The 15,888-nt window shown below is 31.5% G+C and carries 11 protein-coding genes and 1 tRNA gene; all 12 read left to right on the forward strand.

All coding sequences use genetic code 4. The annotated features are described in order from the left end of the window. The first annotated feature begins 41 nt into the window (after positions 1–41). The 12 genes from IM807_RS04110 to IM807_RS04125 all read left to right on the forward strand — a co-directional run bounded on the left by IM807_RS04110 (position 42) and on the right by IM807_RS04125 (position 15,578). Positions 42–1,634, forward strand: a complete 1,593-nt coding sequence (locus IM807_RS04110; protein WP_308699285.1) for an ABC transporter permease — start codon at positions 42–44, stop codon at positions 1,632–1,634. After that, complete coding sequence (locus IM807_RS00440) at positions 1,634–2,548, forward strand: ABC transporter permease (protein ID WP_196362620.1); 915 nt, start codon at positions 1,634–1,636, stop codon at positions 2,546–2,548. The genes IM807_RS04110 and IM807_RS00440 overlap by 1 nt, the downstream gene beginning before the upstream one ends. Before the next feature lie 39 nt (positions 2,549–2,587). Next, on the forward strand, positions 2,588–3,145 hold the full coding sequence (locus tag IM807_RS00445; protein WP_196362621.1) for a thymidine kinase: 558 nt from the start codon (positions 2,588–2,590) through the stop codon (positions 3,143–3,145). 40 nt (positions 3,146–3,185) lie between these two features. After that, a tRNA-Gly gene (locus IM807_RS00450) sits at positions 3,186–3,259 on the forward strand. A 115-nt stretch (positions 3,260–3,374) separates the two neighbouring features. Continuing rightward, positions 3,375–3,668: an HPr family phosphocarrier protein gene (locus IM807_RS00455; RefSeq protein ID WP_374958954.1), complete on the forward strand. Its 294-nt coding sequence runs from the start codon at positions 3,375–3,377 to the stop codon at positions 3,666–3,668. Between the two features lie 613 nt (positions 3,669–4,281). Beyond that, the gene (pdhA, locus tag IM807_RS00460; protein WP_196362622.1) at positions 4,282–5,406 is read left to right on the forward strand and encodes a pyruvate dehydrogenase (acetyl-transferring) E1 component subunit alpha; all 1,125 of its coding nucleotides are present in this window, start codon (positions 4,282–4,284) and stop codon (positions 5,404–5,406) included. Beyond that, a complete protein-coding gene (locus IM807_RS00465) occupies positions 5,406–6,410 on the forward strand; it encodes an alpha-ketoacid dehydrogenase subunit beta (protein ID WP_196362623.1) in 1,005 nt (334 codons plus the stop codon). Before pdhA ends, IM807_RS00465 begins: the two co-directional genes overlap by 1 nt. 803 nt (positions 6,411–7,213) lie before the next feature. Beyond that, entirely contained in the window at positions 7,214–10,009 is a 2,796-nt protein-coding gene (locus IM807_RS00470) for an OppA family ABC transporter substrate-binding lipoprotein (protein ID WP_196362624.1), read from the forward strand. Further along, the gene (locus IM807_RS04115; protein ID WP_196362625.1) at positions 10,009–11,064 is read left to right on the forward strand and encodes an ABC transporter permease; all 1,056 of its coding nucleotides are present in this window, start codon (positions 10,009–10,011) and stop codon (positions 11,062–11,064) included. The genes IM807_RS00470 and IM807_RS04115 overlap by 1 nt, the downstream gene beginning before the upstream one ends. After that, positions 11,042–12,199, forward strand: a complete 1,158-nt coding sequence (locus tag IM807_RS04120; RefSeq protein ID WP_196362626.1) for an ABC transporter permease — start codon at positions 11,042–11,044, stop codon at positions 12,197–12,199. The genes IM807_RS04115 and IM807_RS04120 overlap by 23 nt, the downstream gene beginning before the upstream one ends. Further along, positions 12,199–13,239 carry an ABC transporter ATP-binding protein gene (locus IM807_RS00485; protein WP_196362627.1) on the forward strand — a complete coding sequence of 347 codons (1,041 nt, stop codon included), beginning with the start codon at positions 12,199–12,201 and terminating at the stop codon, positions 13,237–13,239. Before IM807_RS04120 ends, IM807_RS00485 begins: the two co-directional genes overlap by 1 nt. Next, positions 13,239–15,578, forward strand: a complete 2,340-nt coding sequence (locus IM807_RS04125) for an ATP-binding cassette domain-containing protein (RefSeq protein WP_196362628.1) — start codon at positions 13,239–13,241, stop codon at positions 15,576–15,578. The genes IM807_RS00485 and IM807_RS04125 overlap by 1 nt, the downstream gene beginning before the upstream one ends. Positions 15,579–15,888: the final 310 nt, after the last annotated feature.

Raw genomic sequence — 15,888 nt, forward strand, 5'->3', positions numbered from 1 at the left:
AATTTAATTTTTTATTGCAAGGTTTTTGAAAAAAATTGTCTTTGGCAGAGTCAAGGACAACAAAAGACAAGATTTTTTCAACACTTTGAGCCGTTTTTTTCGGCATTTTAGCTTCTTTCATTTTTATTTTAGCTTTTGGATTTAATCCAATAAATGTTTATTATACAATGTTTTTTAAGATTGCTTTTGCTAAAAATGAAACAGGAAATTTACTGTTGATCACTTCAATTTTTATTTTTGCAAGTATTGCAATCGCAATCGCTTTCAAGTCTAGTTTGTTCAACATTGGTGTTCCTGGTCAAATGATGATTTCGGGAATGATTTCGCTCATGATTGTGCTGAATTTGACTTCAATTAACATTTATTTAAGACTAGCTTTGGCAGCATTTTTGGGAATTTTAGCAAGCACAATCATCGGTTTTTTTGTTGGAATTCTCAAGTCATTCTTGCGAGTTAATGAGGTAATTTCGACAATTTTGTTAAATTGAATTGTTTATTATATTGCAAAATTTTTTCTTTCAACTGACACTTTAAAGATTGGTTTTACTTCAAATTCATTTTTAACCTCGCAAAGCATTAGCGAACCTTCGTTTTTAAATTCAATTTTTTTAACAAAAAATTTTGCAGTGATTATTCTGTTTTTGGCATTGTTTTTTGCATTTTTAATTTGATTTTTGCTACAAAAAACAACTATTGGGTTGAAAATCAAAATTATTGGACAAAACAAAGATGCAGCAGCTTATGCTGGAGTAAATAACAAAATTGTGACAATTTCAACAATGACTTTTTCAGGGTTAGTTGCTGGAATCGCCGGATTTATTTGGTATATTTTTTATCGCCGCTCATTTTCGCTTTTAGGTGGGATGCCCCGTGAAGGGTTTGATGCAATTTTGGTCTCACTTTTGGCATTTAATTCGCCTTTTGGAATAATTCCAACTTCATTTTTTTACTCAATGTTGTCAATTGGAGCAAATGCACTTGAAAGTTATTCAATTGGTTTAAATCAGCAAACTATGCAAATTGTGATTGGGATTATTGTTTATTTGTCAGCAATTTCAGTAGTTTTCATCAATTTTAAGCCTCTAAAATGAACCTTGAATTCTTGATATTTATTTCGATCCAAACAATTTTTTGGAGCTAAACCAAAATCAAAATCGCCACCACAAGGCGGTCTTGAACAAAATATTCATTTTTTTGAAAACAAAAAAAATGAATATTTAAAGCAATTTTTGACCGGAAAAAATCAAATTTTTTGACTTTACCGACAAATTCAGTTGCTTAATTTTAAACTCTATTTTTTAAATCGAAAATTACTGAAAATTAAAAATAAAGATAATTTGGTACATTGAAAACAAATTCGCACGGAAATCAAAACTAATTTTGGTCTCAATTCGAATTTCAAAAATAAAAATTCTGATGAAAAACTCGCTTTTTTTGAAGAAATTGCCAAGAAAAAGCGGCTAGCGAACCAAAAACTTAATTCATTTGGCTACTTTGATTTTAAAAATAATTTTATCACTTTTAAACAACAAGTTTTTGAACAACACTTGCAATTTAAGACACTACGGGCACAAATAATTGTTGATTTTATTGAAAAATCACGCTTGAAAAAACAAGAAAAAAAGGGGAAATAATGACATCTGAAACAATAATTCCAATTTTGGCACTATTTGTGCTCTTTTTTTCAATAATTACAACCGGTTCAATCGCTGGATTGTATAGCGAAAAGGTTGGAATTGTTAATATTGCCATCAACGGAATCATGATTGTGGGTGCGACAATTTATGGGCTTTTTTCCACTTTGTTTGGTGTTTCAAACATGTTGATTCAATTAGTTTTAATCCCACTTACTACCTTTTTTTCAGGTGTTTTTGCCCTCTTACATGGGTTTATCACCATAAAATTAAAAGGAAATCACATAATTTCTGGGGTAGCACTTAATATTCTTGCACCTGCAATTTCCTTTGTCTTGTTAAAAATTTATGGAAATGCAAATAGTGCTTTTGAAACAAATGTTAATGAACTGGCTCTGGGACAAGGAAAAACACTTGAAAATATTTTTTCATTAAAGTTTATAATTGTCCTTGCACTCATTTTTGTAACCTGATTTGTCTTTTCAAAAACAAAATTAGGACTGCATTTTGCAGCTGTTGGCGAAAATCCACAAGCCGCTGCTGCTGCCGGAATAAATGTTAATAAATTAAAATGACTTGGTGTGTTTTTATCGGGAATTATTGCCGGAATTGCAGGTTCTTTTTACTTTCAGTATTTTAAATCTTCTTTTAACGGCAACGTGCAGGGTCTTGGATTTTTATCCTTAACAATCCTAATTATGGGAAGATGAAAAATTTTATTTATTGTAATTTCAGGACTAATTTTCCCTTTTTTGTACACTTTGTCAATCAATTTAGCGGCGAGTTTTGGCGCTTTTCTCCCGATTGTCGAAGCATCGCCATACATAATTACAATTATAATTCTTGCTTTTACATCAAGAAAAGACCTGGCGCCAAAGGCGCTCGGAGTTCCTTATGACAAGTCACTAAAATAAGTTGTTTTGTGATTTTTTAAATTTATAAAAAGGGTAAAAATGTACAAAAAATTTTTTGAAGGTTTAATCGAAGTGATAACTGGCCCAATGTTTTCAGGAAAATCTGATGAACTAATAAAAAGGGTGAGAATTTTGTCTTATGCTAATATCAAAACCCTTGTTATCAAGCCTTTAATTGATGATCGATTTTCAAAATGTGAAATTGTTTCACGTTCAGGGTTACGAATCCCAACTTATAGCGCACAAACAACTAAGGAAATTAAAGAACTTTTTGGCCTTGAAAAATATCAAGCAATTGCAATTGACGAAATCCAGTTTTTTGATAGTGAAGTTGTCGAATTTCTTGATCAACTTGCCAATAAAGGAATTCGTGTTATTGTTAGCGGCCTAGATCAAGATTTTCGCCGCCGCCCTTTCGGCAATTTACCAAATTTAATGGCAATTGCCGAAAGTGTTACCAAATTACAAGCAGTTTGCGTAATTTGTAAACGCGCAGCGACAACTTCAGCCCGTAAAACTAACTCAGACCAACAAACCTTAATTGGCGATAATTTTGAATATGAGGCAAGGTGCCGCGCTTGTCATCATAAAAAATAATTTAAAAATATTTTTTATGATATAATTATTACAAGTTTGTGCAAGTGTAGTTTAATGGCAGAACTTCAGCCTTCCAAGCTGACTGTGAGGGTTCGATTCCCTTCACTTGCTCCATATCAGTTTGACCTATTTTAAAAAGTGGCTTTTGCCACTTTTTACATTAATTTAAATACTTTTATTTTAAATTAATGTAAAATATATAAAAAAAATCCATAATTTAGGGAAAATTATGGATAAAATTGAAAGGAACAAAATGGTAACTGTCACTGGAAAAGTAATTGATAAACTTGGTTTTCACGCAAGACCAGCATCAAAAGTTGCAAAATTAGCAACTAGTTTCAAATCTGAAGTTAAAATTTTTACAGGTCAAAAATCCGGAAACGCAAAGTCAATCATGAACATCATGGCGATGGGAATTAAAGAAGGCGCAGATTTTCGCTTTGAAATTACAGGTGAAGACGAAAATGAAGCTGCAAAAGCAATTAAAGAATTGCTTATTGATGAAAAATTAATTCTTGGATAATTTTTAAAAGACAAATCTAACAGAAAATAAATTTTCAAACTGGGATTACCCCGGTTTTTATTTTTTAACGTAAATTTTTTCAAATTTACATTAAAAATGTAGGATTTATTAGTGGAAAAATATATATTTTTTACCAAATTTTTCCACTTTTTTGGGTTTCAATTCATCTTAAATTCTAAAAAATGCTGAAAATACGCACTTTTTGTGATTTTCATTTTCTAAGGTTTTACCTTGAAAAATGAAAACTTTACTCGAAAGTAGGTGTCATATGACACCTACTTTTTTTAATTTTTGGGTAATTGTGCATAAAAATGCTGCTTTACGAGCAAAAAAATGGCCAAATTTTCCTAAATTTTTCCACTTTTTGGGCTGTTTTCAGAACCTAAAATCATAAAATTTCCTAATTTCAGGACTTTTTTGATTTTTAGAATTTTGATTATTTCAGCGCTAAAAATTTAAATTTTTTACTATTTTTTTATTTAAATAATATTAAAATTGGCAAGTCTTTTGTTGTATAATTTAATATAAGATGTGATTATTTGCAAATCAAGTCGAATCTTTTGGCTTTGCTTGAACTTTGTTAAATTAAAATTACACTTTTAGAAGGAGAAATATGGAAAAATTTCGTTATGTAAAAAGTGGCCAAGTCATGGCAAACGACCAAGAATTAATCCGTTTTCTTGATATTGATGGAAACTTGCTTGACAAAACAGTTTTTGGGAAAATTGATGAAAAACAAGACATAAATTTATCAAGCGATCAGATTAAAAAAGCTTATGAATTCATGGTTTTATCACGTCAACAAGACGCTTACATGACACAGTTGCAGCGTCAAGGTCGAATGTTGACTTTTGCACCAAATTTTGGCGAAGAAGCTCTTCAAGTTGCCTCAGGAATGGTGCTTACAAAGGATGATTGATTTGTTCCAGCCTTTCGTTCTAACGCAACAATGTTGTATCTTGGAGTTCCAATGATCAACCAAATGCGATATTGAAATGGTAGTGAAAAAGGTAATGTTATGCCTCAAGATGTGAATGTTTTGCCAATTAACATTCCAATTGGAACACAATTTTCTCATGCTGCTGGAATTGCTTATGCAGCAAAACTCACTGGCAAAAAAATTGTTGCCATGAGCTTCATCGGAAATGGTGGGACAGCTGAAGGTGAATTTTATGAAGCACTAAATACTGCTAGCATCTGAAAATGACCAGTTGTTTTCTGCGTTAACAACAACCAATGAGCAATTTCAACTCCAAATAAATATGAAAGTGGTTCAACAACTATCGCTGCCAAAGCAATGGCTGCTGGTATTCCAGGTGTCCGTGTTGACGGAAACGATCTCTTAGCTTCTTATGAAGTTATCAAGGAAGCCGTTGACTTTGCTCGTTCAGGAAATGGACCAGTTTTAGTTGAATTTGTTACTTGACGCCAAGGTGTCCACACTTCTTCAGATAATCCACGAATTTATCGGACAGAAGAAGAGGAAAAAACTCAAGAAAAATGGGAACCTTTTCACCGAATTGAAAAATTTATGTTTGATCGTGGAATTTTAAATCCAGATCAAAAACAACAAATTTGGGATGACTCACTGGCAGTTGTCAAAAAAACTTATGAAGAATCACTAGTAAATCTTGAATCAACAATTGATGAAATTTTTGACCACACTTATAAAGTTTTACCTGCTGATCTTGAAGAACAAAAGCAAGAAGCTCTTGATTTTTTTAAAGGAGGAAAATAATGGCTGATTCAACAAAAATTGCCCTAAATAATATCGGCGCAGTCACAAACGCCCTTGATTTAATGATGGAAAAAGACCCTCGCGTTGTTATGTGAGGTGAAGATGCTGGATTTGAAGGCGGTGTTTTCCGTGCAACCGAAGGTCTTCAAAAAAAATACGGAATTGAACGTGCTTGAGATGCGCCAATTGCTGAAGCATCAATTTGCGGGATTGCAATTGGTGCAGCAATTGCTGGGCTAAAACCAGTAATCGAAATGCAATTTCAAGGGTTTTCTTACCCTTCTTTCCAGCAACTTTTTGTCCACGCTGCACGTTATCGTAATCGTTCTCGTGGTCGTTTCACTGTGCCAATGGTGATGCGAATGCCCATGGCTGGAGGAGTTCGTGCTCTTGAACACCACTCAGAAGCAATTGAAGCCCTTTTTGCCCATATTCCAGGTCTTAAAGTGGTTATGCCTTCAACTCCCTATGATACAAAAGGTCTTTTAATTGCTGCAATTAATGATCCAGATCCAGTTATTTTCCTTGAGCCCAAAAAAATCTATCGTGCTTTTAAACAAGAAGTTCCAGCTGAAATTTACGAAGTCCCAATTGGTAAAGCAAATGTTATCAAAGAAGGTTCAGATCTTACTATTGTTACTTACGGAGCTCAAGTTCATGAGTCAATTGCTGCAATTCAAGCGCTTCCTTCAACACCAGGTCTTGAAAATGTTGATGTTGAATTAATTGATCTTCGCACAATCAAACCTTTAGATACAGAAACAATTATTGCTTCTGTTAAAAAAACAGGACGAATTTTGATTGTTCATGAAGCAGTAAAATCTTTCTCAGTTTCAGCAGAAATTATTGCCCGTGTTAATGAAAAAGCATTTGAATATCTTGATGCTGCGCCAGTTCGTTGCACTGGATATGACATCACAATTCCGTTGGCAAAAGGGGAAAATTTCCATTCAATTACCAAAGAGAAAATTCTTGCTAAAATTCGCCAAATCTTTACAAAATAAAATCTAATTAATATCTTGATGGGTTAATAACTTTTACAAAAAAAAAAAAAAAACTTGTAAAAATCAATTAATTAGCATATTAATCTCAGATATATCAAGGAAGTGTGCCTGAATTTTTTATATTAATTTATTAAAAATATTTTTAGTTTACTTGTATGTAAGTTGTTAAAATTTGTGATAAAAAATTTCAAAAATTTTAACAATAAGTTTTATTAGCTTGCTAAATATGTATAAAAAGCATAAAAACTAAATTAAGACAAATCTCACAAATTCTTCTAACTAAAATTAAAAAATATTGTAATTATAATAATTTTTATAAATTCATATGAAAATCAAATTTTTCAATTAAATTTTTGTTTTTAACTTTATTCAAATTAATTAAATTAGTCAGTTCATCTACTTTTAGGATTATGATTTGAATAAAACTAATACTTTTAATAATATTTTGTCAGAAATTGTTTTTAAATTGATTAAATTAAAAACAATTTCTCTATTATAGTTATGCTCAACACCCATTAAAATTTTTAAAAATGTTGATTTTCAAGTGTTATTTGAAGCTGTTTTTTTTTTTTTTTTCAAATTTTTAAAAAAAGTGATATAATAATGATGAACATGCAAACAAAAGTTACTATTATGAAGAATATTAAGTTTGGCATTTACAAAAATGCCATCTTTTGAATTTCTTATAATAGTAGTTTTTAAATTCTAAATTAAAAAAAATAAAATTAATTTCAAATTAAAAAACTACTATCAAGACGATGGTAGTTTTTTAATTTGTAAGAAAAAGAAAACAAGGAAAATTTATGAGGAAAATTTTAATTGGAACTATTTTAGCCAGTTTTTCAGCAATAAGCTTTATTTCCTGCACTGTTGAACCCGCCTGAAAGCGACAGGAATTTAATGTTAGAATTAATAGTGATGATTCTTCACCTGGCGCTTTCAAAGTGGGGCTTCAATATGCTTTCGCGCAACCAAGCCAAGTTCAGGACTATTACACAAATTCATTTTTAATTCAATCAGTTTACGAAAATGGCCTTAAAATTAGACAGGATGGAATTGCTTCTGGCAGCCAAAATCAAAAAGACAAAATTTTTAATTATAAAATTGTTGAACCAACTTATCGCTACAAAGCCTTAGTAAATGCAAAGGCAATTTTAGTAACAAAAAATGATGGTTCTGAAGCTGTTTTTGACAATGACGAACATGAAGAAGGTTACTTAAAACAAGGAGAAAATACCCAACAATTAATAATTGATTTGTCATCAAAGAACCCAAAGTCAATTAATTCAAAAAAGTTTACTGAAGAACTAAATGATGCCAAAAAGGTGCAAATTTTCCTTAAAGAAAATGTAAAATGAGTTGATTATCAAGGCAATCCAACCAAATTTGATGTAACTCCCCGTGATTATTGGTACGGATTTCGCTTTCAGCGTCTTGGTGACCCAGATTATCGCCATCAAAATGGAGCTACTGAGGAAATTGACAAGGAGGCTTCTGAAAAAATTCCGAATTTTGATCCAAAATCAACTTATTTTAGCAACACAGTTATCAATTTTTACTTACTTGATCTTTTTGGTTTTGATGTTTCTGATTTTGATAATGAAGACAAATATATCCAAACTTATTCAGGTGAAAATACTGATTTTTCAGGTAAAAAAGCAATTACCTTGCAAAAAGGTGACAAAAAAGAAAAAGCTTTTTTTAGTGCCTTTTTTAGTCAAATTATTACAAACGGAATTTTAAGACCGGCACCATCTGGTTTTATTGATGAACGTGTTAAAAAAGAAGCTAAAATGAAGGATGGAAAACTTGTCGGTGCTTTTGGTGAAACCGGTGATGCCCTTAAATTTGGTTACTATTGGTACACCAAAGATTTTAAAAATGATCAACTTTATAATTCGCCTTACACACAAACTCATTGAGATCGATATCGCCAAAGTTGAAAAATTAATAAATATTATCCACGAACAGGGTGACAAGAAAGTTTACCATATATTTTTACAAAAATTAATAATTTTTATTCAAAATACAATAGCCCCAGCGATTTTGCAAACTCACAATTTAATTCTTACCGTGAAGGCACAATTATGGGTGTTTCCTTTAATAGTTTAAATGATTCACAGAAAAATTTAGTTGCTAGTGATCAAGCAAAATTTGGTTGAGAACTTTCACGACAAATTAGCAAAAATAGTTTGGAAAAATGGTATTATTCCTTGCTTGTTCCAGGCTCCCTAAAACAAAAATTTAGTCCAGAAACAGGCGTTAGTTTTAATGAAAATTATTATGCTTTTAATGATAATTTTTCAAAATTAAATTATGGAGTTAGCCGCAAGGAACTTGCAAGCGGTGGTGCAAAAATTATTGACTATATAAGTTCTGGAGTTGGTCTTGAATTTCGGCAAATTATTGCAAATGCCTGAAATCTTTACACAACTGCACAAGCTGGAAATCTTGATGCATTAGCTTGGTACAACTTTGTTGCTCCTGACAACAAAATTAACTCAGTTGCAACCTCAAAAACTCCCCGTGATTATTACAAAATCGCGAATACAATTAAACTTGTTGATCAAAATGGCAAAGTTTATTATCAAAAAGATCCTGAAAGCGAAAGAAAACAAAATTTTGCCAATGTCAAAAGTGCAAAATTACAATTTCAGGCTCCAGAATTTGCTGTTTTAAAAGCAAAAATGAAAGCTATACTTGACAAATTTTATGCAGAAAATAAAATCTCTGCAAGTGAAAAAGTGTCCTGAACTAGCCATAGTTTTTACATAAATACAAACAGTAAATGAATTGCAGCAATCACAAATGCTGCTGAAGCCATCAAAAGTTTAGATCCACGACTTGAATTTAAATTAAATTGGCCAATTACAGACCAAGCAAGACGAAAAAATTATTTATTTACAAGAACAGGTGGCCTTGATTATGGTGGTTGAGGTTATGATTATGACGGAATTGGTTCTGGTTTTGATGGTAGAATCCAGCGAAATGGTGTTGGCTATGCCATCCTTTCTTCAATTTTCGCCCGCGGCGAAAATTCTGAAATTGCTAAATCTTATCCACAAACTTTTAAATATGCAAAAGCAATCAAAGATTATTTTGAAGCTTTTGCCCAAAAAGGACTTATTCGTACTTTTGAATCTTGAAAAGATGCGCCAAATGCACCCGATTTTGGTGCTGATGACCAGAATCAAAAACCAAATTTAATTAATTTTTTCATTGGAAGTGTTGTTGAAAGTGATGATCCTAAAAAACCTGGTCAAAAAATTAAAACTTGAAAAAGTTTCGTTGACCAACAAAAAGAGAAAAAATCAACTGAATCACATGAAGATTTTGACTTTTATTCCCATTCAGCAACCTTTAATTTAAAATATCAAGAAACAACTCCTGAAAAGGATTTAGTTGAACTTAGCGCTGAATTAACTTCGCTTTTAACTCCGGGAATCACAGATTTACTAGTTATTCCATCAACAACACCATTCGCAACTCTCGTTAATCCAAATATAATTGATCCTTACAATGACTATTATGGAACATCAACACCAGACATGATTTTAATAAAACCATTGCTTGAAAAAGCAAGAAAAGGAGATAAATAATGCCGTGATTGTATTTTTTTAAGCGTTTAGCGCTTGCATTATTTACTTTCATTGCAATTTACATTATTGTCTTTATTTTGCTAGCTAATTTTTCACCTGACCCTTTTGCCGACTCCTTAAAAGACGCCGGAAAAGGTGCAGATGAAACCAAAAAATTAGCTGAACTTCATGCAAAATATCATTTTGACAAACCGACAATTGTGAGACTATGGATTTACACTGCTGATATTTTCAAAGGAAATTTTGGCGCAATTTACAAAACAGGCCAAGATAACGCAATTCCGAATCTTTTCTTCGGGCCATTACGTTATACAATTTTAGTTTCTTTACCTTCATTTTTGATCAGTTCACTTTTGGGAATAATTCTTGGAACAATTGCAGCATATCGCCGGGGACGAGTTGAAGATGCAGCAATTTCGGGAATTTCCACATTTTTTGTTGCCATTCCCTCGTTTGTTTTAGCACCTTTTGTTGTTTTAATTGCAATTAAAATTGGTCTTCCTTTTGAGTTCAAGGATGCCGAAATTTACGGTGTTTCAACTACGATTGCTTCACTTTTACCACCAATTTCGGTTTTTGTTTTAACTTCGGTTGCTGGCTATGTTTTTCTTGTTAGAAACCAAATTATTACTGTTTTAGCATCAGATTATATTCTGATTGCCAAAGCAAAAGGTCTTTCAAAAACAGCAATTTTTTTCAAATATGTGCTAAAAAATGCAGCAATTCCTTTGGTTAGATCATTAATTTTTTCTTATATAATTTTGCTTTCAGGTTCAATTGTGCTTGAACAATTCTTTCGAATTCCTGGATCATCAAGCGTTTTGGTTAACGCTGCTTACAATGGCGAAATTAATATTTCAATGTTTTCAATTATTTTTTTCACCTCGCTTTCACTTTTTGTTGACATAATTGGTGATTTATCCTATGTTTTCATGGATCCACGAATTAGTTTTAGTCAAAAATCACCTATTAATTATTTTGAGCGTTTCAAAAACTGAAAAGCACGAAATTATCCCAAAAAAGGAGTAAAAAATGCTGAATCCACAAGAATTTAATGAAAAATATAGGCTCAAACCTGAGCATCTTAATCTCCTTAAACCAGCAAGTGCAACTGAAAAAAATTATCAGCTGACAGGGAAAGTGCTTCAACTTTGAAAAGACACAATTAGAAAATTTTTTCGTTCACCAATTTCATTAATTTCAACAATTTTTTTCATTTTAATTCTTTTAATTGCAATTTTCACAATTGCCTTTAGTCCCTATAGTACAACAAAACCAATTTCACAAGCTGATGCTGCGCTTGTTTACGAGCAATTGCCAAGTGGCTATGGAATTATCAAAACAACAATTTCTACTGATATTTTGGAAAAAATTCGTGCAATAGAAGCTGAAAAAAATGTTGTTTTAATTACTGGCCAAACGCACGAATTATTTCCAAATAGATGAGAAGTTCATTTAAATCCCTACCAAATTATGAGTGTTCTTGAAGGTGGGAAAAAGTTTATTTCAATTATTGGAACTGACCAATATGGCCGTGATATTTGACTAAGGACTTGGGAAGGAACAATTAATGCGCTTTTAATTTCAATAATAATTGCCCTGATTCAATTTATAATTGGAATTGTTTTAGGAACTTACCTTGGTTTTCACATTGGAACTTGAATTGACAACATTGTTTTAAGAATTATTGACATTTTTGGTTCAATTCCTTGAATAATTATTTTCATAATTTTTATTGCAATTTGGGGGCAAGGAACAATTACTTTAATTCTCCTTTTATCACTAACTGGATGAACACGTCCGACCTATCAAGCTCGACTTTACACCGTGATTGTCAAAGATGAAGAATATATTTATGCAGCAAAAGTGATTGGTGCTTCAAAATTAAGGCAAATTTACTATCATATTTTGCCAAATATTTTTGGAAAATTATTATCAACTTTTGTTGCAAGTATTTTTAGTTCAATTACAACAGTTGCTTCACTTGCTTTCCTTGGTTTTATCAAAGAAGGTGTAGATTCTAGCGCAAATTTAGGTCTTATCATCAATTCGGCTGTTTCTCTTGCAGATAAAAATCCTTTGGCCTTAATTTTTCCATCAATAATTTTGGTAATTTTAGCTGTGACAAGTCGCTTTATTGCCAACGGAATTCATGATGCCCTTGACCCACGTGTGGGAGGTCGAAAATAATGGAAAAAAAGAAGATTTTAGATGTTAAAAATCTACATGTTAGCTTTAAAACTGGGCGAAAAGAATATCTTGAAGTGATCAGAGGAATCGATTTAAGTGTCTTTTCTGGTCAAATTGTTGCCCTTGTTGGTGAATCAGGTTCTGGAAAATCTGTGTGTTCCAAGTCGCTTTTGGGCATTAATAATTTTGCTAAAACAACTGCCAAAAAAATGGAAATTGCCGGTACAAATGTCCTTGATTTTAAAAAAGATTATCAATGACAACAAATCCGTGGTAAAAAAATTGGCTATATTCCCCAAGATCCACTTGTTGCGCTTAATCCAACAAGAACAATTGGGAAACAACTTTTGGATGCAATCAAAAATGATTCGCGCTTTAAAACTAAAGCTGAAAAAAAGCAATTTTTGGTAAAATTGCTTGAATCCTTTGGTTTTGACGAAGCCGAAAAGCGCTTTAATTCTTATCCACACACACTTTCTGGTGGAATGAAGCAGCGAATTGTGATTGCGATGGTTGTAGCTGCTCAACCATCAATAATTATTGCAGATGAACCAACAACAGCGCTTGATCCAACTGTGCAGTCATCAGTTTTGGCGCTCCTTGATGAAATTCGTCAAAAATATAATTTAGCAATCATTTTTATTTCTCACAATATTTCAATAGTTGCTAAATTTTGTGACTATATTTACGTAATGTATGCAGGTCGAGTGGTTGAAAAAGGAACAAGAAATGACATTTTCACCGATCCACGGCATCCTTATACTTGAGCACTAATTTCAGCGATTCCGGAAGGAACAAAAAAAGCTGAACTTTATACAATCACGGGAAATCCACCTGATTTAAAAAATTTAACAGCTGGTGATCCTTTTGCACCAAGAAATGACTATGCTTTGGCGCTTGATTTTGAAAAAGAGCCACCACTAATTCCTATTTCTGAAACTCATGCAGCTGCAACATGACTTTTGCACCCTGATGCGCCCAAAATTACTTTGAGCACTGAATTAAAAGAAAGAATTAAATCATTTAAAGAAGTTTTATAATGGAAATTGCACTACAAACAAAAAAATTAGAAAAATATTTTCGGAACAAATTTGGTATTGTCAATGCTGTTGATGGTGTTGACCTTTTACTTGAAAAAGGAAAAATTTTAGGAATCATTGGTGAATCTGGCTCAGGGAAAACCACAATTGGTCGTTGCCTTGTTCGACTTTACGAGGATTTCGGTGGGCAGGTTCAACTTTTAAATGAAGTGATTTCAGGTAAGAAATTAAGTAAAAAACAGAACCTTTTCTTGCGAAAAAACATGCAAATGATTTTTCAAGACCCCTTTTCTTCATTAAATAAGCAGAAAAATATTTATGCAATTTTGAAGGAAACTTTAGTAATTAATGGAATTATTGGCGGAAAAATCAAGGACATTTTTACTGACTGAAATGAAGTTGTTTTTCATTTTCAGCGCTCTTTAGAGCGAAAATATCTGGAAACAGAAGTTATTTTGCTTGAATCTTGGGTAAAAAATTTCACTGAATTTTTCAATTTTTGGAGTGAGCAAATTCCAAAAATTGAAAGCGAGATTGTAGAATTTGAAAAAACAGTTACAGATGAGGTTGCGCTTAATGAGTTTTTCAGTCATTATTTTTCTTATTTTGAAAAAAAACAGAAACTTTTTGCTGAAAATTACAATTTAGGTTATAAAAATGTTGCAATTTTATACAATTATTTTTATGAAGTTCAACAAATTTATCGTAAAAAAGAGCAGAGTAAAATTGAATTTGAATATCGTAACGCTCTCAAAGAGCTTGAGGAACTAAAAGCAAAAATTAAGGAGGAAAATTCACTTTTTACAAAGACTTTAAATCAAACTGGGATTGAGGCAAAAAATATTGCAAAAGATCTTGAAATAAAGTTTAATAATCAAAATAATCTCATCAATTCTTACATTTTAGAACACAAATATGAATCTAAAATTGCTAATGATAATGCATTGGGATCAGGTGAGAATTCCAATTATTCTTTTTATAAAAAGCAAGCAATAATCAGCAAATTAATTGCCAAATTTTTGGCAAAAAAAGTCTCCATTTATTCGCAAAGAAAACTTTTTTCTTTTTTGGAAATTTCACAAATTGAACAACTTGTGAAATTTCTTGCTGATTTTCAAACTGAGCAAATTAAAAAACATGAAAATTTGATTTTCAACACTATTTCACAAAAAAATGCTATTTCAAAAAAGGAATTTCACAACCAAATTGCTACAAAATTGGAAAATTTACCTCTTGATAATTTAGTTAAAACTGCTCTTAAAAATCAATCAGATTATGACAAAATTGTTAATTTTAAAACTAAATTTTTGACATTTAATTACATTTTTGCACTTAATAATGCCAAAAAAGTTTCAAAAAGAAGCGAAAATTTGACAAAAATTGCTGAGCTTGAGGCAAATTTTGAAGCAAAAAAAGCTATTTATGACAAAGATAAGAACCATTTTGTTCAAGAATATGAATCCTGAAAAACAATTGAAACTACAAAAATTAGTCAACTTAATCAAGAACAAGGAAATTTGATGGCTAAAATTAATCAGCTTGACCAAAAAATTCATATGATTCATAAAATTTTTTTGGCTAAAATTAGCCAAAATTCTGAATTTAAACAGTTTTCAGAAATATTTCAAAGTCGCTTTTTTGAAAAAGTTTCAACTGTAAAATCTTCACAAATTGAGAAAGTCAACTTGGCAAAGGTTTATAAAAATATTCAGCTTTTTTATGGAATTAAAAAGCTGCCTTTTCGTTCTTTGCTCAAAAGAGCAATTAAAAAGTTCGTATTGAGTGAGTTAATTTATGAAGCCTTGGAGAATGTTGGGCTTTTACGATCCTTTGCTTACCGTTATCCACATGAATTTTCTGGTGGCCAAAGACAAAGAATTGCGATTGCTCGTGCCCTGATTGTTCAACCTGAAGTAATAGTCGCTGATGAACCAATTGCCTCACTTGATATTTCAATTCAGGCGCAAATTATTAATTTGCTTAAAAAATTAGTAAAAGAAAAAAATCTTTCACTAATTTTCATTGCTCATGATTTGTCAGTTGTTGAATATATTGCTGATGAAGTTGCAATTATTCATGCAGGAAAAATTGTGGAAAAAGGTTCAACTGATGCCATTTTTGAAAACCCAATTCACCCTTATACAAATAATTTGCTAAATTCCGTGCCGAAAATTTCAAATGCACATATCCCTTTTTCACCAGTCTTATTTAACAATAAATATCTTGAAGAGCAAAAGTACCCAAATGTTATTCAAGAATTCAAAGTTGCTGACAATCATTTTGTCTATGGCACATCAGAGCAACTAGATTCCTGAACTTCAATCAATCTAAAAAAATAAGATTTAAGATTGAATTTTAGTTGATTAAGTTAAAAAATTCCTCAATTAGGGTATATTTTAGTGTTTGTTTCTAAATGCTTTTTTTGAACTAATTTTGGCCAAATCCACATGAAAAATGGTGGATTTGAAGTGGAAAAATAAAGTTTTTTTCCTAAATTTTTCCACTTTTTAAAATAATTTTAGCATGTAAACTTTAAAAACTCCTAAAATCAGACTAAATTAATATACTAATTTATATTGTTCTACCATTTTTTAGAATGCCTAAAAAATTATTTGCATAGGCATGCAAAATTGATTCTTTGTGTGCAAT

The organism is Mycoplasma sp. 'Moose RK' (genome assembly GCF_015708155.1).
Classification (GTDB): Bacteria; Bacillota_I; Bacilli_A; order Mycoplasmatales; family Metamycoplasmataceae; genus Mesomycoplasma.